This is a genomic window from Streptomyces sp. 13-12-16 (assembly GCF_002114215.1).
Taxonomy (GTDB): Bacteria; Actinomycetota; Actinomycetes; order Streptomycetales; family Streptomycetaceae; genus Streptomyces.
Map to the genome: position 1 here is coordinate 1 of NZ_NCTE01000424.1, position 17,052 is coordinate 17,052.

20 protein-coding genes and 5 tRNA genes are annotated in these 17,052 nt (G+C 70.6%); 6 read left to right on the forward strand and 19 right to left on the reverse strand.

The genetic code is table 11. The features are described 5' to 3' along the window. The coding region (locus B7767_RS17410; protein WP_143652527.1) for a DAK2 domain-containing protein at nt 1-377 on the reverse strand (377 nt) is incomplete at its 3' end. A 266-nt stretch (nt 378-643) separates the two neighbouring features. Here B7767_RS17410 and rpmB point away from each other — a divergent pair. Further along, nucleotides 644-829: a 50S ribosomal protein L28 gene (rpmB, locus tag B7767_RS17415; protein WP_004924906.1), complete on the forward strand. Its 186-nt coding sequence runs from the start codon at nt 644-646 to the stop codon at nt 827-829. A gap of 165 nt (nt 830-994) precedes the next feature. Here the strand turns inward: rpmB and thiD are convergent, their stop codons facing one another. Both thiD and B7767_RS17425 read right to left on the reverse strand, forming a co-directional pair. Then, nucleotides 995-1,792, reverse strand: coding sequence for a bifunctional hydroxymethylpyrimidine kinase/phosphomethylpyrimidine kinase (gene thiD, locus B7767_RS17420; protein WP_085572999.1), 798 nt, complete (start codon nt 1,790-1,792; stop codon nt 995-997). Next, a complete protein-coding gene (locus B7767_RS17425; protein WP_030866190.1) occupies nt 1,789-2,754 on the reverse strand; it encodes a thiamine-phosphate kinase in 966 nt (321 codons plus the stop codon). The genes thiD and B7767_RS17425 overlap by 4 nt, the downstream gene beginning before the upstream one ends. A 206-nt stretch (nt 2,755-2,960) precedes the next feature. On the opposite strand from B7767_RS17425, the gene B7767_RS17430 reads away from it, so the two are divergent. Together B7767_RS17430 and B7767_RS17435 are read left to right on the forward strand one after the other, a co-directional pair. Beyond that, nucleotides 2,961-3,194, forward strand: coding sequence for an Lrp/AsnC family transcriptional regulator (locus B7767_RS17430; RefSeq protein WP_037933238.1), 234 nt, complete (start codon nt 2,961-2,963; stop codon nt 3,192-3,194). Nucleotides 3,195-3,214: 20 nt separating this feature from the next. Then, nucleotides 3,215-3,718, forward strand: a complete 504-nt coding sequence (locus B7767_RS17435) for a DUF3515 domain-containing protein (RefSeq protein WP_085573013.1) — start codon at nt 3,215-3,217, stop codon at nt 3,716-3,718. A 33-nt stretch (nt 3,719-3,751) separates the two neighbouring features. Here B7767_RS17435 and B7767_RS17440 read toward each other — a convergent pair whose 3' ends face one another. The 3 genes from B7767_RS17440 to B7767_RS17450 all read right to left on the reverse strand — a co-directional run bounded on the left by B7767_RS17440 (nt 3,752) and on the right by B7767_RS17450 (nt 6,796). Beyond that, nucleotides 3,752-4,909, reverse strand: coding sequence for a D-alanine--D-alanine ligase family protein (locus B7767_RS17440; protein WP_085573000.1), 1,158 nt, complete (start codon nt 4,907-4,909; stop codon nt 3,752-3,754). A gap of 82 nt (nt 4,910-4,991) precedes the next feature. Next, nucleotides 4,992-6,002, reverse strand: coding sequence for an NAD(P)H-dependent glycerol-3-phosphate dehydrogenase (locus tag B7767_RS17445; protein ID WP_085573001.1), 1,011 nt, complete (start codon nt 6,000-6,002; stop codon nt 4,992-4,994). Continuing rightward, nucleotides 5,999-6,796: a 1-acyl-sn-glycerol-3-phosphate acyltransferase gene (locus B7767_RS17450; protein WP_085573002.1), complete on the reverse strand. Its 798-nt coding sequence runs from the start codon at nt 6,794-6,796 to the stop codon at nt 5,999-6,001. Before B7767_RS17450 ends, B7767_RS17445 begins: the two co-directional genes overlap by 4 nt. 174 nt (nt 6,797-6,970) lie before the next feature. On the opposite strand from B7767_RS17450, the gene cofC reads away from it, so the two are divergent. After that, a complete protein-coding gene (gene cofC, locus B7767_RS17455) occupies nt 6,971-7,609 on the forward strand; it encodes a 2-phospho-L-lactate guanylyltransferase (protein WP_085573003.1) in 639 nt (212 codons plus the stop codon). A 9-nt stretch (nt 7,610-7,618) separates the two neighbouring features. Further along, the gene (locus B7767_RS17460; RefSeq protein WP_085573004.1) at nt 7,619-7,822 is read left to right on the forward strand and encodes a hypothetical protein; all 204 of its coding nucleotides are present in this window, start codon (nt 7,619-7,621) and stop codon (nt 7,820-7,822) included. 268 nt (nt 7,823-8,090) lie between these two features. Here B7767_RS17460 and B7767_RS17465 read toward each other — a convergent pair whose 3' ends face one another. The 4 genes from B7767_RS17465 to leuC all read right to left on the reverse strand — a co-directional run bounded on the left by B7767_RS17465 (nt 8,091) and on the right by leuC (nt 11,407). After that, the gene (locus B7767_RS17465) at nt 8,091-8,732 is read right to left on the reverse strand and encodes an HU family DNA-binding protein (RefSeq protein WP_085573005.1); all 642 of its coding nucleotides are present in this window, start codon (nt 8,730-8,732) and stop codon (nt 8,091-8,093) included. A 136-nt stretch (nt 8,733-8,868) separates the two neighbouring features. Continuing rightward, entirely contained in the window at nt 8,869-9,099 is a 231-nt protein-coding gene (locus tag B7767_RS17470; RefSeq protein ID WP_085573006.1) for a hypothetical protein, read from the reverse strand. Nucleotides 9,100-9,376: 277 nt separating this feature from the next. Next, nucleotides 9,377-9,970 carry a 3-isopropylmalate dehydratase small subunit gene (gene leuD / locus B7767_RS17475; protein ID WP_085573007.1) on the reverse strand — a complete coding sequence of 198 codons (594 nt, stop codon included), beginning with the start codon at nt 9,968-9,970 and terminating at the stop codon, nt 9,377-9,379. A 6-nt stretch (nt 9,971-9,976) separates the two neighbouring features. Next, nucleotides 9,977-11,407, reverse strand: a complete 1,431-nt coding sequence (gene leuC / locus B7767_RS17480) for a 3-isopropylmalate dehydratase large subunit (RefSeq protein ID WP_085573008.1) — start codon at nt 11,405-11,407, stop codon at nt 9,977-9,979. A gap of 196 nt (nt 11,408-11,603) precedes the next feature. Between leuC and ndgR the strand changes: the two genes are divergently transcribed. Beyond that, nucleotides 11,604-12,317, forward strand: coding sequence for an IclR family transcriptional regulator NdgR (ndgR, locus tag B7767_RS17485; RefSeq protein WP_030866220.1), 714 nt, complete (start codon nt 11,604-11,606; stop codon nt 12,315-12,317). A gap of 131 nt (nt 12,318-12,448) precedes the next feature. Here ndgR and B7767_RS17490 read toward each other — a convergent pair. The 9 genes from B7767_RS17490 to B7767_RS17530 form a co-directional block, all read right to left on the reverse strand. Continuing rightward, nucleotides 12,449-12,521: transfer RNA gene (locus B7767_RS17490), tRNA-Glu, on the reverse strand. A 27-nt stretch (nt 12,522-12,548) separates the two neighbouring features. Beyond that, nucleotides 12,549-12,620: transfer RNA gene (locus B7767_RS17495), tRNA-Gln, on the reverse strand. A 21-nt stretch (nt 12,621-12,641) separates the two neighbouring features. Beyond that, nucleotides 12,642-12,714: transfer RNA gene (locus B7767_RS17500), tRNA-Glu, on the reverse strand. 62 nt (nt 12,715-12,776) lie between these two features. After that, nucleotides 12,777-12,849: transfer RNA gene (locus B7767_RS17505), tRNA-Glu, on the reverse strand. Between the two features lie 39 nt (nt 12,850-12,888). Beyond that, nucleotides 12,889-12,960: transfer RNA gene (locus tag B7767_RS17510), tRNA-Gln, on the reverse strand. Between the two features lie 90 nt (nt 12,961-13,050). Next, nucleotides 13,051-13,785, reverse strand: a complete 735-nt coding sequence (locus B7767_RS17515) for an HAD family hydrolase (protein ID WP_085573009.1) — start codon at nt 13,783-13,785, stop codon at nt 13,051-13,053. Nucleotides 13,786-13,956: 171 nt separating this feature from the next. Beyond that, the gene (gltX, locus tag B7767_RS17520) at nt 13,957-15,441 is read right to left on the reverse strand and encodes a glutamate--tRNA ligase (protein ID WP_085573010.1); all 1,485 of its coding nucleotides are present in this window, start codon (nt 15,439-15,441) and stop codon (nt 13,957-13,959) included. Next, nucleotides 15,434-16,219: a fumarylacetoacetate hydrolase family protein gene (locus B7767_RS17525; RefSeq protein ID WP_085573011.1), complete on the reverse strand. Its 786-nt coding sequence runs from the start codon at nt 16,217-16,219 to the stop codon at nt 15,434-15,436. The genes gltX and B7767_RS17525 overlap by 8 nt, the downstream gene beginning before the upstream one ends. A gap of 151 nt (nt 16,220-16,370) precedes the next feature. Continuing rightward, nucleotides 16,371-16,559, reverse strand: coding sequence for a hypothetical protein (locus B7767_RS17530; RefSeq protein ID WP_085573012.1), 189 nt, complete (start codon nt 16,557-16,559; stop codon nt 16,371-16,373). Nucleotides 16,560-17,052: the final 493 nt, after the last annotated feature.

The following is a 17,052-nucleotide window of genomic DNA, read 5'->3' on the forward strand; positions in this document are numbered from 1 at the left end:
CGCAGCCCCTGCCCGTCGGCGTGCGCCGGGGCCCCGTCGCCGGCCAGCACCTGGGCCATGCCGCGCAGCATCTGGGCCAGGATCGTCCCGGAGTTGCCGCGGGCGCCGATCAGCGCACCGTGCGCCATCGCCCGTACGGCGTCGGCGAGCGCCGGCCGCCGGTCCCCGCCGGCCTCGTGCCCCTCGAACACCGCCTCCACCGCCGCGGTCGCCGACTCGACGGTCAGGTAGAGGTTCGTCCCGGTGTCCCCGTCCGCCACCGGGTAGACGTTGATCGCGTCGATCTCCTCACGGGCCCGTCCCAGCGCCTCGAGCGCGAGACCGCACCAGGAGCGCACCGCGAGAGCATCGAAGAATGTCTGCGGCACCTGCGCCACCTGCGCCTCCTTGAGCTGCCGACCGTGGCAGGCAGCGTAGACGGTGGGACGCCGCCCGCCGGAGGAGGGCCGGAGGCGGGCCTCTGAGCTGCCGTGGTAGTTTCGTTCTACGGGTGCAGCCGTTGTATGCTGCTCCGGTTGCCCGATCCGATCGGGCCTCTCCCCCGGTAACGCCACTCAGATTCCACAGGGCTCCTGGAGCTCGGAATTCGATCCCGGTGTGCCGGGATCAACCGTAAGTGCATCTGAAGTCTTTGGAGTGACCCGTGGCTGCCAACTGCGACGTCTGCGGCAAGGGGCCGGGCTTCGGCAACAACATCTCGCACTCGCACCGCCGTACGCCTCGTCGCTGGAACCCGAACATCCAGCGTGTGCGTACCGTGGTCGGCGGGACGCCGAAGCGCGTCAATGCCTGCACCTCGTGCATCAAGGCCGGCAAGGTCTCGCGCTGACGCTTTCGCTGAGCGCGCGGCCATAGTCGGTTTCGCCGCAACAGCCGGTCCACCTTGGGGTGGGCCGGCTTCTTGCTGTGGGGCCGGCGCGTTCTGTGAGGTGGCCGGTTTGATCATGGAGTGGGGGCACTGCCGCCCCCGCGCCAGCGGTTGTCGCCGCCCGCGTCAGCGGGGCGGGGTCAGGTTCCAGGCGTGGTCCACCGGGCCTATGCCCGCGCCCAGGGCGAAGCCGGAGGATATCGCTCCGGTGACGTAGGACTTGGCCGTCCTCACCGCCTCCGGCACCGGATGGTCCTTCGCCAGTTCCGACGCGATCGCCGAGGCGAGGGTGCAGCCCGTGCCGTGGGTGTGGCGGTTGTCGTGTCTGGGGGCGCGCAGCCAGTGCTCCTCGGAGCCGTCGGTGAGCAGGTCCACGGCGTCACCGGACAGGTGGCCGCCCTTGATCACCACCCAGCGCGGCCCGAACTCCAGCACCGCCCGAGCCGCCCGGCGCAGATCGTCCTCCGCCTCGACCCGTACGCCGGTGAGCTGCGCCACCTCGTCCAGGTTCGGGGTGGCGACCGTCGCCACCGGCAGCAGCCTCGTCCGTACGGAGTCCAGCGCGGAGGCCGCGAGCAGCGGGTCCCCGTGCTTGGAGACCCCCACCGGGTCGACGACCGCCGGCGCGTCCGTGCCGGCGATCAAGTCGGCCACCGCCTCGACGAGTTCGGCCGAGGACAGCATGCCGGTCTTGACCGCCTGCACCCCGATGTCGTCGACGACGCTGCGGTACTGGGCCCGCACCGCCTCCACGGGCAGCTCCCAGGCGCCCTGCACGCCCAGGGAGTTCTGCGCGGTCACCGCGGTGAGCACGCTCATGCCGTGCACGCCGAGCGCGAGCATCGTCTTCAGGTCGGCCTGGATGCCGGCGCCGCCGCCGGAGTCGGAGCCGGCCACGGTGAGGACCCTGGGCGGCACGCTCATGACTCGATGTCCCCGAAGTGGTCCCAGCCGCCCTGGGTGGTCCAGGGCGCCCCGTCGACCGTCACCTGGGGCAGTGCCGACGGGTTGAGCACCTCGCCGATCACCTTCCAGCGGGCGGGCAGCTTCACGTCCGGCGGGAAGGTCGCCACGATCGCGTGGTCCTCTCCCCCGGTCAGCACCCACTGCATGGGGTCGACGCCGACGGCCTGGCCGATGTCGTTCATCTGCGAGGGGATGTCGATCGCGCCGGAGCGGATGTCGATGCGGACCTTGCTGGCCTCGGCGATGTGCCCGAGGTCGGCGATCAGCCCGTCGCTCACGTCGCACATCGCGGTGGCGCCGAGCCCGGCGGCGGCCGGTCCCGCGTGGTACGGCGGCTCGGGGCGCCGGTGTGCCTCGACGAAGGCGCGCGGTGAACGGAAACCGCGGGAGAGCACCGCGTGCCCGGCCGCGGACCAGCCCAGCCAGCCGGTCACCGCGACGAGGTCACCGGGCTGCGCGCCGCCCCGGGTGACGGGCTCCTGGTTGCGCAGATCGCCGAGCGCGGTGATCGACACCATGATCGTGTCACCGCGTACGACATCGCCGCCGACGACCGCGGCACCCGCGACCTGGCACTCGTCGCGCAGGCCGTCCATCAGCTCGCTGGGCCAGGTCACCGGCAGTTCCGCGGGAACGACGAGGCCGAGCAGCAGCGCGGTCGGCACGGCGCCCATGGCGGCGATGTCGGCGAGGTTCTGCGCGGCGGCCTTGCGGCCGACGTCGTAGGCCGTGGACCAGTCGCGGCGGAAGTGCCGGCCCTCCAGCAGGATGTCGGTGCTGGCCACGACCCTGCGGTCGGGCGCGGAGACCACCGCGGCGTCGTCGCCGGGGCCGACCCGGACCGCCGGGGTGGTGGTGAGGCGGGAGGTGAGCTCCCTGATGAGCCCGAACTCGCCGAGCTCACCAACAGTGCCCTTCATTTCCCTTTCGACCCTTCTATCCCTGTCCGTGCCCGGTCGCGAGGCGTTCGAGTCCTCGCTACGGTCGAAGTGACCGTCAACTTCTCTCGTGTCTGTACCCCGGCGCGCAAGGCCCGGTTCCCGCAGGTCTCCCCGCGAGGAGCGGCGACGCGATACCGTGGCGTTCCTTTTCCCCACATGATCCTCGTGGCCGCCCTGGAGGTTCCGTGGTACAGGCGTACATCCTGATCCAGACGGAGGTCGGCAAGGCGTCGACCGTCGCCGAGCTGATCGGCAAGATCCCTGGAGTCATCCAGGCCGAGGACGTGACCGGACCGTACGACGTGATCGTGCGCGCCCAGGCCGACACCGTCGACGACCTGGGCCGCATGGTGGTCGCCAAAGTCCAGCAAGTGGACGGCATCACCCGCACCCTGACCTGCCCGGTCGTCCATTTGTAGCCCCCGTCTACCCTGTGCCGGTGAACTCCTTCCGTCACCGGTACACCGTCCTGTCCGCGCTCGCGGTGCTGATCACCGCCGCCGCGGGCTGCTCCTCGGCAGACGACAGCGCGTCCGCGGCGGTTCCCAGCCCGGACGCGAAGGTCACCGAGCTGTGTCAGAACCTGGACGAGGCCCTGCCGGCGAAGGTGGACGGTGAGAGTCGCGACGATCCCGAACCCACGTCCGAACTGACCGCGGGCTGGGGCGGCGTGGCGATCATACTGCGGTGCGGTGTCGAGCGACCCCCGAAGATGACCGACCCCAAGGTGGCCAACGGGAACGACGCCGACGCGGTGCCGGGCGGAGTGAACGGCGTCGACTGGCTCATGGAGACGCGGGGCGACGACGTGCAGCGCTTCACCACCGCCAATCGCGAGGCGTACGTCGAGATCGAGGTGGCCGACGGGCGGGACAGCACGGGCGTGCTGATCGATCTGGCCCCGGCCCTGAAGGAGGCGATCCCCGAGGGGATCGCCTCCTGAAGCGTGCGTGCGTGAAGCGTGCGGGCGGGCGGCTCAGCGCAGGCCGGTCGACCGGCGCAGCGCCGCCCGCACCAGCAGGTCGACCAGCTCCGGGTAGCCGACCCCGGTGGCCTGCCACATCTGCGGGTACATCGAGATGGGCGTGAAGCCGGGCATGGTGTTGATCTCGTTGATCACGAACTCGCCGTCCTCGGTGAGGAAGAAGTCCGCGCGGACCAGCCCCTCGCAGGAGGCCGCGTCGAACGCCTCCACCGCGAGCCGCCGCACCTCGGCCGTCTCCTCGTCGGTCAGCGGCGCGGGCACGACGCCGGGCGTGGAGTCGATGTACTTGGCCTCGAAGTCGTAGTACGCGTGCGCGTCGGGCGGCGGGATCTCGGCCGGCAGCGAGGCGCGCGGGCCGTCCTCGAACTCCAGCACGCCGCACTCGATCTCACGGCCGCGCAGCGCCGCCTCGACGAGGATCTTCGGGTCGTGGCGCCGGGCCTCGGCGATCGCCTCGTCCAGGCCGGACAGGTCGTCGACCTTGGTGATGCCGATCGACGAGCCCGCGCGCGCGGGCTTCACGAACAGCGGCCAGCCGTGTTCGCCGGCGAAGTCGACGATCTTCTTGCGGGCGGCGGACTCGTCCCGCTGCCACTCGCGCGGCCGGATCACCACGTACGGGCCGACCTTCAGCCCGAAGGAGGTGAACACCCGCTTCATGTACTCCTTGTCCTGGCCGACGGCCGAGGCGAGCACGCCCGAGCCGACGTAGGGGACGCCGGAGAGCTCCAGCAGGCCCTGGAGGGTGCCGTCCTCGCCGTAGGGGCCGTGCAGCACCGGGAAGACCACGTCGACCTCGCCGAGCACCTTGGGCACCGAACCCGGCTCGCTGTAGACGACTTCGCGGCTGGCGGGGTCGACGGGGAGCACCACACCGCCCTCCGTCGACTCGGCGAGCTGGTCGACGCTGGGCGTACGGCGGTCGCTGATCGCCATGCGTTCCGGCTCGTCGGCGGTGAGCGCCCAGCGGCCGCCGGGGGTGATGCCGATCGGCAGGACGTCGTACTTGGTCCGGTCGATGGCCTTGAGGACGGCTCCGGCGGTGACCACGGAGATCCCGTGTTCGGAGCTGCGCCCGCCGAACACGACGGCCACACGCGGCTTGCGGGACGGCTGCTCGGGGCTCTGGGGGAGGTTCTCGGTGCTCATATCGCGATGAGCGTACCCGCCCGTAGGACCGGGACGCAGCGCCCGCAACGCCGTGCGTGAGCCGAACGGAGGGGGCCGTCGCTCAGCGTCGTTCGGGCTTCGCGCTGCGCGACATCAGCTCCTTGACGGCGACCACCGGGGGCTTGCCCTCGTGCACGATGGAGACGACCGTCTCGGTGAGCGGCATGTCGACGCCGTGCCGGCGGGCCAGGTCCAGCACCGACTCGCAGGACTTGACGCCCTCCGCGGTCTGCTTGGTGACCGCGATGGTCTCCTCGAGGGTCAGGCCCTTGCCGAGGTTGGTGCCGAAGGTGTGGTTGCGCGACAGCGGCGAGGAGCAGGTGGCCACCAGGTCGCCCAGGCCCGCGAGGCCGGAGAAGGTCAGCGGGTCGGCGCCGAGCGCGACGCCGAGCCGGGTGGTCTCGGCGAGGCCGCGGGTGATGAGCGAGCCCTTGGCGTTGTCGCCGAGCCCCATGCCGTCCGCGATGCCGACGGCGAGACCGATCACGTTCTTCACGGCTCCGCCCAGCTCGCAGCCGACGACGTCGGTGTTGGTGTACGGCCGGAAGTACGGCGTGTGGCAGGCGGTCTGGAGCCGCCGGGCCACCCCTTCGTCGGTGCAGGCCACCACGGCGGCGGCCGGCATCCGGGCGGCGATCTCCCGGGCCAGGTTGGGACCGGTGACCACGGCGATGCGGCCGGCACCGACCTTGGCGACGTCGTCGATCACCTCGCTCATCCGCATCGCGGAGCCGAGTTCGACGCCCTTCATCAGCGACACCAGGACCGTGCCGGGCGCGAGCAGCGGCGCCCACTCGGCGAGGTTGCCGCGCAGGGTCTGGGAGGGGACGGCGAGGACGGTGAAGTCGGCTCCGCGCGCGGCCTCGGCGGCGTCAGCGGTGGCCCGCAGGTTCTTCGGGAGTTCGATCCCGGGCAGGTAGTCGGGGTTGGTGCGGGTGGAGTTGACCGCCTCGGCGAGTTCGGGGCGCCGCCCCCACAGCACGACGTCGCAGCCCGCGTCGGCGAGGACCATGCCGAAGGCCGTCCCCCACGATCCGGTGCCGAAGACGGCCGCCTTGACCGGCTCGCTCACGTGCCCAGCCCCTCTTCCCGCGCGGTGGGCCTGCCGCCCCGCGCCCGCTCCTCCCGCTTCTGCGTGTGCGTCCTGCGGCGCTGCTCGATCCGCTCACGGCGCGGGTCGTACGGCGTCTCGGGGGCCCGCTCGCCGCGGATCTGCTCCAGTTGGCGCGTCACGGCCGCCATGATGACCTCCGTCGCCTCCTTGAGCAGCTCGGGGGTCATCTCCCGCCCGTAGAAGCGGTCGAGGTCCACCGGCGGCCCGGCCAGCACGCGGTGCGTCTTGCGCGGCAGCAGACTGGGCTTCTTGGCGTACGGCGGCAGCAGTTCGTTGGCGCCCCACTGGGCGACCGGGATCACGGGGCACTTGGTCTGCAGGGCGACGCGCGCGGCACCGGTCTTGCCGGTCATGGGCCAGCCGTCGGGGTCGCGGGTGAGGGTGCCCTCGGGGTAGAAGGCGACGCATTCACCGCGCTCCACGGCGTCGATCGCCGCACGGAAGGCGCTGAGCGCGTCCGTGCTCTCGCGGTAGACGGGGATCTGCCCGGTGCCGCGCATCGCGGCGCCGATGAATCCCTTGTTGAAAAGCCCGCTCTTCGCCAGGAATCGCGGAACGCGTCCGGTGTTGTACTGAAAGTGCGCGTAGGCGAAGGGATCGATGTGCGAATTGTGGTTCACCGCGGTGATAAATCCACCCTCGGCCGGAATGTTCTCCATTCCGCGCCAGTCCCGCTTGAGCAGAACCACCAGCGGCGGTTTGCAGAGAACCGCGGCGAAGCGGTACCAGAAGCCGATTCTGCGGCGCGGCACGAGTACACCTTCCTGTTCCGAACGTCAGGCCCGGGGCCCGGACCCGGAGGCCAGGCGGGCCGCACAAGTGTCGCCCCGGGCCACCGGTCTGTCGAGAACACCGTACGCCCCGACCCCCCGGCCGCCCGGTGTGCCGGGGGACAATGACCGCGACAAGAGAGGGACGCAACACTCGTGCAGTGGACCTTGGTGGTACCCCTGAAGCCGCTGGACCGGGCCAAGAGCAGGCTCGCGGACACCGCGGACGACGTCCTGCGCCCGGGCCTCGCGCTCGCCTTCGCCCAGGACACGGTGGCCGCCGCCCTGGAATGCCCGGCGGTACGGGATGTGGTGGTCGTCACGGACGACGCCCTCGCCTCCCGGGAGCTGGCCGCGCTGGGTGCCGGAATCGTCCCGGACGAGCCGCGCGGCGGTCTGAACGCGGCCCTCACCCACGGCGCGTCGGTGGCGGGCGCCGCTCGCCGCGCGGCTCGCGTCGCGGCCCTCAACGCCGATCTCCCGGCGCTCCGCCCGGCGGAACTGGCCCGTGTTCTCGATACGGCCGCCGAATTCCCGCGCGCGTTCCTCGCCGATTCCGCCGGGGTCGGCACGACATTGCTGGCCGCGGGTCCGGGCCGGGAATTGCGCCCGCTCTTCGGCCCCGGTTCCCGGGTCCGGCACCGGGAGTCCGGAGCCGTGGAGCTGGGTCTCGACGGTGTGGACTCGGTACGGCAGGACGTGGACACCGGCGACGATCTGCGGGCGGCGCTGGCGCTGGGTGTGGGCCCCCACACGGCCGCGGTCGCCGCGCGGTCGCTCATCACCGAGCAGTAGGCTGCCGGCATGCAGGCCACCGCGTACACCTACGACCCCGACAGCCGCAGCGGCCAGGTGCTCCTGGACGACGGCACGCCGGTGCCCTTCGACGCCCCGGCGTTCGACGCGGGCGGTCTGCTGCTGCTGCGTCCCGGGCAGCGGGTGCGCATCGAGACCGAGGGCGAGGGCGGGTCCCGGCGGATCACGCTGGTGACGCTCCAGACGTTCTGACCGCCCGGGTCGCCGGCCCGAGGGCCTGTCCGGCGGGTCATGCCGCAGCCGCGGGACCCGGCACGCCCTCCCCCACTGCCCGAAGGGCGTGGACGGCGCCCCCCGGCGGCGTTGCCGTCGGTCGTCCTCCATGCACGGGGGACCCCCATCCCGTCGGCTCCGGCCCGGTCCGCCGGGCAGGTCCCGGAACACACCGCGGGCCGGGCTCCCGAGGGAGTCCGGCCCGGCGCGTGAGTGCCGCTTGCCCGAAGGGACGGGGTCCGGCCCGCTACTTCTTGCGGGCGGTGGTCTTCTTGGCAGTGGTCTTGCGCGCGGTGGACTTCTTGGCGGGCGCCTTCGTGGCCGTCGCCTTCTTCGCCGGGGCCTTCTTCGCGGCCGTCTTCTTCGCGGCGGTGGTCTTCGCCGTCGCCGCGGTCTTGGCGGGCGCCTTCTTGGCCGTGGTCTTCTTGGCCGCCGCCGTCTTGGTGGTGGCCTTCTTCGCCGGGGCCTTCTTGGCCGCCGCCTTCTTCGCGGTGGCGGCCTTCTTCGCCGTCGTCTTCTTCGCGGCGGCCTTCTTGACCGTGGCCGAAGCACCCCCGGTCAGGCTGCCCTTGGGCGCCTTCTTGACCGAGACCTCACCACCGCGCGGCAGCTTCTTCGAGCCGCTCACCAGGTCCTTGAAGCCCTGACCAGCGCGGAAGCGCGGAACGGAGGTCTTCTTGACCCGAACCCGCTCGCCCGTCTGGGGGTTACGGGCGTAGCGGGCCGGGCGGTCGACCTTCTCGAACGAACCGAAGCCGGTGACCGAGACCCGCTCCCCGGCGACGACCGCGCGGACGATGGCGTCCAGTACGTGGTCGACAGCCTCGGCGGCCTGCTGGCGGCCGCCCACCTTGTCGGCAATCGCTTCTACGAGCTGCGCCTTGTTCACGTCTTCCCCTTCGGAGACATCGCCAGAACGAAAGTGTTCAAGCTTTTTCGCACGTTAGGCAGATATATACCGCAAATCAAACACGAAACGGGCTAATCACCCTTGTGCCGCAACGAACTCGGTTGTCTCGACTGGTTCAGCGTTCCTCTTCGGGGAATCGACCCTCGTCGAGGTCCTCGGTGAACCGCTCCAGACGCCTTGCCGCACCGGCGAGATCATGTTTGGCCGCGGCCGTAATGACCAGCAGCTTCCGGGTCAGCGCCATCCGTACGCCCTCCGGGACTTGCAGTGCGCGCACCTTTGCGTGCGCTTCCTTGAGCCGGACCGCGACCGCCGCATAGAGCTGGAGTTGGCCGTCGTGTTCCATGCACAGATTGTGCCATCTGGGGCGAGTTGTCGCCTGCGCAGGGGGCAACTGCCGCCCCGGACGGCCGTCCGGACACACGCGAAGATCACGGGCACGTGACACGTGTACCCCGGCAACCACCTTCGTAACGTGGCAAGTTGAGGAACATCGAAGGGGCACGCGGGGCCGAACGGGTGCAGACATGCCCGTACCCCCGATCGGGGCGATCGGGGGTACGGGAGGGGTGGTCCGGTGGCCGAAACTCGACCTCTGGCGAGGACTTCGGCCGTGGCGCGGGTCAGGCCGTGAGCGTCCTCGGCTTGAACGACGGGCGCTTCGCCTCGTACGCGGCGATGTCCGCCTCGTTCTGCAGCGTGATGGAGATGTCGTCGAGCCCGTTCAGCAGCCGCCAGCGGGAGTTCTCGTCGAGCTCGAAGGAGGCGGTGATGCCCTCGGCACGCACCTCGCGGTCCTGGAGGTCGACGGTGATCTCGGCGGTGGGGTCGGCTTCGGTGAGCTCCCACAGCGCGTCGACGATCTTCTGGTCCAGGACCACCGTCAGCAGGCCGTTCTTCAGCGAGTTGCCGCGGAAGATGTCGGCGAAGCGGGAGGAGATCACGGTCTTGAAGCCGTAGTTCTGCAGCGCCCAGACGGCGTGCTCACGGGAGGAGCCGGTGCCGAAGTCGGGGCCGGCGACCAGCACGGTCGCGCCCTCGCGCTCGGGCCGGTTGAGGACGAAGGACGCGTCCTTGCGCCAGGCCTCGAACAGCCCGTCCTCGAACCCGTCCCGGGTCACCTTCTTGAGCCAGTGGGCGGGGATGATCTGGTCGGTGTCGACGTTGCTGCGGCGCAGCGGGACGGCCCGGCCGGTGTGGGTGGTGAATGCTTCCATGACTGATCAGACTCCAGCGGGCGTACGGGCGTCGGCGGCGGCGAGGTCGGCCGGGGAGGCCAGGTGACCGAGGACCGCGGTGGCGGCGGCGACCTGCGGGGACACCAGGTGGGTGCGGCCGCCCTTGCCCTGCCGGCCCTCGAAGTTGCGGTTGGAGGTGGAGGCGGAGCGCTCACCGGGGGCGAGCTGGTCGGGGTTCATGCCCAGGCACATGGAGCAGCCCGCGTGCCGCCATTCGGCGCCGGCCTCCTTGAAGACCACGTCCAGGCCCTCGGAGACGGCCTGCAGGCCCACCCGCGCGGAGCCCGGGACGACCAGCATCCGCACGCCGTCGGCGACTTTGCGGCCCTTGATGACGTCCGCGGCGGCGCGCAGGTCCTCGATGCGGCCGTTGGTGCAGGAACCTACGAAGACGGTGTCCACGTTGATGGAGCGCAGCGTCTGGCCGGCCTCCAACCCCATGTATTCCAGGGCCTTTTCGGCGGCGAGCCGCTCCGAGGCGTCTTCGTACGAAGCCGGGTCGGGGACGGAGGCCGAAAGCGGGGCGCCCTGGCCCGGATTGGTGCCCCAGGTGACGAACGGCGACAGTTCGGCGGCCTCGATGACCACCTCGGCGTCGAACTCGGCGTCCGCGTCGGACCTGAGCGTCTTCCAGTAGGCGACGGCCGCGTCCCAGTCCTCGCCCTTCGGGGCGTGCGGACGGCCCTCCAGGTAGGCGAACGTGGTCTCGTCGGGGGCGATCATGCCCGCGCGGGCGCCGGCCTCGATCGACATGTTGCAGATGGTCATCCGGGCCTCCATCGAGAGCTTCTCGATGGCCTCGCCGCGGTACTCCAGGACGTAGCCCTGGCCGCCGCCGGTACCGATCCTCGCGATGATCGCCAGGATCAGGTCCTTGGCCGTGACGCCGTCGGGCAGTTCGCCGTTGACGGTGATCGCCATGGTCTTCGGGCGGGCCATCGGCAGCGTCTGGGTGGCCAGCACGTGCTCGACCTGGGAGGTGCCGATGCCGAACGCGAGTCCGCCGAAGGCGCCGTGCGTGGAGGTGTGCGAGTCGCCGCAGACGACGGTCATGCCGGGCTGGGTCAGACCGAGCTGCGGGCCGACGACGTGCACGACGCCCTGCTCGACGTCGCCCAGCGGGTGCAGCCGGACGCCGAACTCGGCGCAGTTCTTGCGCAGCGTCTCCAGCTGGACCCGGGAGACCGGGTCGGCGATCGGCTTGTCGATGTCCAGGGTCGGGGTGTTGTGGTCCTCGGTGGCGATGGTGAGGTCGAGACGGCGCACCGGCCGGCCGTTCTTGCGCAGGCCGTCGAAGGCCTGCGGGCTGGTCACCTCGTGCAGCAGGTGCAGATCGATGAAGAGGAGGTCGGGCTCGCCCTCGGCGCGCCGGACGACGTGGTCGTCCCAGACCTTCTCCGCGAGTGTCCTACCCATCGCTGTCCCTCCGGCCGGCCGTGGTGCGCCGGTCCAACTAGATCTGTGGGGAGACGGCGCCCGCACCCCCATGCTTCCGGGCGTCCGCCGCCAGGCCCGGTGGTCCACGGGCCGCGTTGCTTCCGTGCATCCAGAGTGGCGGGTTCCACGGAAAATTGAACTTGCGTTTCACAGAGTGAGACGCAAGTATCGTTGCATGGACAACAGTAGCGGCGTCGGCGTTCTGGACAAGGCGGCCCTCGTCCTGAGCGCTCTGGAGTCCGGTCCGGCCACCCTCGCGGGGTTGGTCGGGGCCACCGGACTGGCACGACCCACGGCCCACCGCCTGGCCGTGGCGCTGGAGCACCACCGCATGGTGGCGCGCGACATGCAGGGCCGTTTCATTCTCGGCCCGCGCCTGGCCGAACTGGCCGCGGCGGCGGGCGAGGACCGGCTGCTCGCCACGGCGGGCCCGGTGCTCACGCATCTGCGCGACGTGACCGGCGAGAGCGCCCAGCTCTACCGCCGCCAGGGCGACATGCGCATCTGCGTCGCCGCGGCGGAGCGCCTGTCGGGCCTCAGGGACACGGTGCCGGTGGGCTCCACGCTCACGATGAAGGCCGGTTCCTCGGCGCAGATCCTGATGGCCTGGGAGGAGCCGGAGCGGCTGCACCGGGGACTGCAGGGCGCCCGGTTCACGGCGACGGCCCTCTCGGGCGTACGACGCCGGGGCTGGGCCCAGTCGATCGGCGAGCGCGAGCCGGGCGTGGCGTCCGTCTCCGCGCCGGTGCGCGGGCCGTCGAACCGGGTGGTGGCCGCCGTCTCGGTCTCCGGCCCCATCGAGCGCCTGTCCCGCCACCCGGGCCGGATGCACGCCCAGGCCGTCATCGACGCCGCCGGCCGCCTCTCCGAGGCACTGCGCCGCTCCTGAACCCCCTTGTCCCCGTCCCGTCCCGTGGGAACGGGCCCGCCTCAACGCCGCGGCGGGCCTTTTCCCCGGTTCCCGGGCACGCGTCCCGGAACGCCGAAGGCCCTCCACCGAGGTGGAGGGCCTTCACTGTGTACCCCCGACCGGATTCGAACCGGCGCTACCGCCTTGAGAGGGCGGCGTGCTAGGCCGCTACACAACGGGGGCGTGGATCATACGTTGCCGCAGATCCTGCTGGTCTACCTGGACTCGAACCAAGACTAACTGAACCAGAATCAGTCGTGCTGCCAATTACACCATAGACCAATGATGGTTTAGACCAGTCAGTACCCCCGACCGGATTCGAACCGGCGCTACCGCCTTGAGAGGGCGGCGTGCTAGGCCGCTACACAACGGGGGCCCTAGCGATCCTGCGTCGATGGCGGCGGGAGCTACCCTGACCGTCCTCGCGGGAAGGATCTGTACCCCCGACCGGATTCGAACCGGCGCTACTGCCTTGAGAGGGCAGCGTGCTAGGCCGCTACACAACGGGGGCTTTGCGGATGAGATCCGCGGTGCAGATGAGCTCTGCGAGCTGGCCTACCTGGACTCGAACCAAGACTAACTGAACCAGAATCAGTCGTGCTGCCAATTACACCATAGGCCACTGGAACGCAAGCCCCTGAGGGGTTCTCGTTCTAGTTCTGCGCTCGGGGCTCCGGCCTTCCGGCCCGCTCCCCTCGGCGCAGGAAGAACATTACCCGAAGGTGGACGGGGCTCCAAAACGGGTATCGGCGGCGAGTACCGCCGGGAGTTCCGCGAGGGAGGCGATACGGCGCGGCCCCACCGGCGGCTCGACCGTCGCGCGGGCGCCGCCGCGGTCGATCCACACCGACAGCAGCCCGGCGTCGGCGGCGCCCCGGCCGTCGATCTCCGGGTGGTCACCGACGTACGCCACCTGGTCCGGGGGCAGCGCCAGCGCGTCGCAGGCGGCGAGGAACGCGCCGGCCTCGGGCTTGGAGACACCCAGTTCGGCGGCGCACAGGATGGCCTCGAAGCGGTCGTGGACGCCGAGGAGGCGCAGCTTGCGGTCCTGGACGTGGAGGCTGGAGTTGGAGAGCACCGCGTGCCGGTGGCTGGCGGCGAGGGCGTCGAGGACGGGCAGCACGTCCGGGAAGAGGCTCCAGGCGGACTCGTAGTGCGTGACGTACCGCTGGAACCAGTCGTCGGCCTCGGTGTCCGTCAGCTCCGGCCGCCCCAGGAAGATCCGGGTGCGGTCGCGTCGCTGCGTCTCGAAGTCCACCTCCCGCGCGGCGAACCGCGCCCACTGCTGCTCGGTGACCTCCTTCCAGCGCACGAGGGCCTCCTCGGCCGACCCGTACCCGGCGAGCAGCCCCTCGGCCACCAGGTGGGCGCGCATGCCCTCGCGGTCGGCGGTGGTGTAGTCGAAGAGGGTGTCGTCGACGTCCCAGACAACTGCTCGGATCACCATGCCACCGACGGTACAGCCGGACCGGCCGGGGGCCCGGGGTCGTCCCCCGACGGACACGGCGTTCACGTCCCGGACGACCGCTCGGGTCGCCGGGGGACCGAGACGGTGTCCGGGAACGTGAAGGGGCGGTGCCCGGATGGTTCCGGGCACCGCCCCCCGACGGCCTGTGGGTTACGCGGCGAGCTTCGTCAGGGCCGCGTCGATCCTGGCCAGGGTCTTCTCCTTGCCCAGGACCTCCAGGGACTCGAAGAGCGGCAGGCCGACCGTGCGGCCGGTGACGGCTACGCGGACCGGGGCCTGGGCCTTGCCGAGCTTGAGGCCGTGGGCCTCGCCGGCGGCCAGGACGGCCTCCTTGAGGGACTCGGGGGACGTCCAGTCCGCGGCGTCCAGCTTCTCGCGGGCCGTGCGGAGCAGGGCGTCGGAGCCCTCCTTCATCGCCTTGTTCCAGGACGCCTCGTCGAAGACCGGCTCCGGCAGGAACAGGAAGTCGACGTTGTCCGTGATCTCCGACAGCACCTTCAGGCGGGTCTGCGCGTGCGGGGCGACGGCCGCCCACTTGGCCTCGTCGAAGGCCTCCGGGGCCCAGGGCGCGAAGGGGGCCCTGAGCCAGGGCGCGCAGCGCTCGGTGAAGTCCTTCACGTCGAGCATGCGGATGTGGTCGCCGTTGATCGCCTCGCACTTCTTCAGGTCGAAGCGGGCCGGGTTCGGCTGCACGTCCGCGATGTCGAAGGCCGCGACCATCTCGTCGATCGAGAAGACGTCCTGGTCGGCGGAGAGCGACCAGCCGAGCAGGGAGAGGTAGTTGAGCAGGCCCTCGGGGAGGAAGCCGCGCTCGCGGTAGAGGTTGAGCGAGGACTGCGGGTCGCGCTTGGAGAGCTTCTTGTTGCCCTCGCCCATCACGTACGGCAGGTGGCCGAAGGCGGGCGTTCCCTTGGCGATGCCCAGCTCGGTCAGCGCCTTGTACAGGGCGATCTGGCGCGGGGTGGAGGAGAGCAGGTCCTCGCCGCGCAGGACGTGGGTGATCTCCATCAGGGCGTCGTCGACCGGGTTGACCAGCGTGTAGAGCGGGGCGCCGTTGGCACGGACGATGCCGTAGTCGGGGACGTTCTCCGGGGTGAAGGTCAGTTCGCCGCGGACCAGGTCGGTGAAGGTGATCGTCTCGTCGGGCATCCGGAAGCGGACGATCGGCTCGCGGCCCTGGGCCTTGTAGTCCTCGACCTGCGCGTCGGTCAGCTCGCGGCAGTGGCCGTCGTAGCCGGAGGGCCTGCCGGCGGCGCGGGCGGCCTCGCGGCGGCTGTCCAGCTCCTCCTGGGAGCAGTAGCAGTGGTAGGCGTGGCCGGCGTCGAGGAGCTTCCGCGCGACGTCCTTGTAGAGGTCCATGCGCTGCGACTGGCGGTACGGCGCGTGCGGGCCGCCGACCTCGGGGCCCTCGTCCCAGTCGAAGCCCAGCCAGCGCATCGAGTCGAGCAGCTGGTCGTACGACTCCTCGGAGTCGCGGGCCGCGTCGGTGTCCTCGATGCGGAAGACCAGGGTGCCCTGGTGGTGCTTGGCGAACGCCCAGTTGAACAGGGCGGTGCGGACCAGGCCCACGTGGGGGTTACCGGTGGGCGAGGGGCAGAAACGGACGCGAACTGGAGTGCCGGATGCGCTAGCCACGCTTGACAACCTTGTTGGTGAGAGTGCCGATGCCTTCGATGGTGACGGCGACCTCGTCGCCGACGTTGAGGGGGCCGACCCCAGCCGGGGTGCCCGTGAGGACGACGTCGCCCGGGAGCAGCGTCATGGCCTCGGAGATGTTGACGATCAGGTCCTCGATGGAGTGGATCATCTCGCTGGTGCGGCCGAGCTGGCGCTGGGCGCCGTTGACCGTGAGCTGGATGGTCAGGTCGCCCGCGGCGGCGATGTCGATGTCCGTCTCCACCCAGGGGCCGAGCGGGCAGGAGGTGTCGAAGCCCTTGGCCCGGGCCCACTGCTTCTCGCGCTTCTGGACGTCGCGCGCGGTGATGTCGTTGGCGCAGGTGTAGCCGAAGACGACGTCCTTGACGCGCTCGCGCGGGACCTCGCGGCACATCCGGCCGATGACCACGGCCAGCTCGGCCTCGTGGTGCACCTCCTGGGAGAAGGAGGGGTACTGGATCTCGTCGCCGGGACCGATCACCGAGGTGGAGGGTTTGAAGAAGGCGAACGGGGCGTCGGGCACCTCGTTGCCGAGTTCCCTGGCGTGTTCGGCGTAGTTGCGGCCGAAGGCCACCACCTTGTTGGGGAGCACCGGGGGCAGCAGCCTGACCTTGCTCACCGGGACCTTGGTGCCGGAGAGCTCGAAGTCCGCGAACGGGATGCCCTTGATGATGTCCAGGACGAGTTCGTCCTGCTTCTCGCCCTCGACCGCGCCGAAGGCGACGTTCCCGTCGATGGAGAATCTGGCGATGCGCACGGGATGCTTGTCCCCTTGACCGATCGGCTGAAGTCTGACGCCCCAGGCTAACGCGGCAGGGGTCCGCGCCCCGCGCAATGACGAGGGGCGTCCCCGTTGCCGTGGGGACGCCCCTTGAGTGTTTCGCGGCCGGTGCGCGTATGGACCGGTGTCACTTCGCGGCGGCGGCCGCGGCCGGGATCTCCATGAGGATGGTGCGCTTGGGGTTGGCAGTCTGGGCCGGGAGGTCGACGGTGTGCTCCTGCTGGACCGGCGTCTGCAGTTCATCGGCGCCGTCGAGGTGCGCCAGCGTGGTGCGCCGCGGGTTGGCGATCTTGTGGAACATCATCGTCGTCTTCACTGTTTACTCGACCCTGTCCTGTTCGCGGGCGCCCGAAGGGGGTAGGAGACCCCGGCGAGGGCGCGGGTTGTCGGTTTTGCCATCCCTGTAAAGCGTCAGGCTAAACATGCAATTCCCCGCCGACCTCGGCCGGAGCCCTTGATCAGGGTGTGAGTTTGCTCACGGGTTGCCGGACAAATCACCCATTCCGACCCAGTCTTCGACGAGATGGAATCGGACATTCACCCCCTGAAGCCACCATTCCGCTCCTGATCATGGCGACTGGGACACCCGCACCGGCCCGCCGACTCGCGGGCATACGCCCCTTATGGGGGAGATCGCTTTCTACCCGCGGTGATTCGTCACTCACGTGGTGTCACGTATCTCACGGGTAAGCCCATGGGCCTTGTTGGAGATCCTGCACTGTGCTGGAATTCCACGGAACCGCCGCAGGATCGAGCCGGCGCACAGGGGGCGCACAGACGCGCCGAGTGGCGGGCGGGGAGGGGGGACC

Excerpts from the sequence above, each read along its gene's own strand:
- B7767_RS17470 (WP_085573006.1), bottom strand. The coding sequence starts at position 9,099 with ATGGAACACGACGGCCAACTCCAGCTCTATGCGGCGGTCGCGGTCCGG.
- B7767_RS17440 (WP_085573000.1), bottom strand. The coding sequence starts at position 4,909 with ATGAGCACCGAGAACCTCCCCCAGAGCCCCGAGCAGCCGTCCCGCAAG.
- B7767_RS17515 (WP_085573009.1), bottom strand. The coding sequence starts at position 13,785 with ATGGTGATCCGAGCAGTTGTCTGGGACGTCGACGACACCCTCTTCGAC.
- B7767_RS17425 (WP_030866190.1), bottom strand. The coding sequence starts at position 2,754 with ATGAAGGGCACTGTTGGTGAGCTCGGCGAGTTCGGGCTCATCAGGGAG.
- ndgR (WP_030866220.1), top strand. The coding sequence starts at position 11,604 with ATGGACAACAGTAGCGGCGTCGGCGTTCTGGACAAGGCGGCCCTCGTC.
- B7767_RS17460 (WP_085573004.1), top strand. The coding sequence starts at position 7,619 with ATGCAGGCCACCGCGTACACCTACGACCCCGACAGCCGCAGCGGCCAG.
- leuC (WP_085573008.1), bottom strand. The coding sequence starts at position 11,407 with ATGGGTAGGACACTCGCGGAGAAGGTCTGGGACGACCACGTCGTCCGG.
- leuD (WP_085573007.1), bottom strand. The coding sequence starts at position 9,970 with ATGGAAGCATTCACCACCCACACCGGCCGGGCCGTCCCGCTGCGCCGC.
- thiD (WP_085572999.1), bottom strand. The coding sequence starts at position 1,792 with ATGAGCGTGCCGCCCAGGGTCCTCACCGTGGCCGGCTCCGACTCCGGC.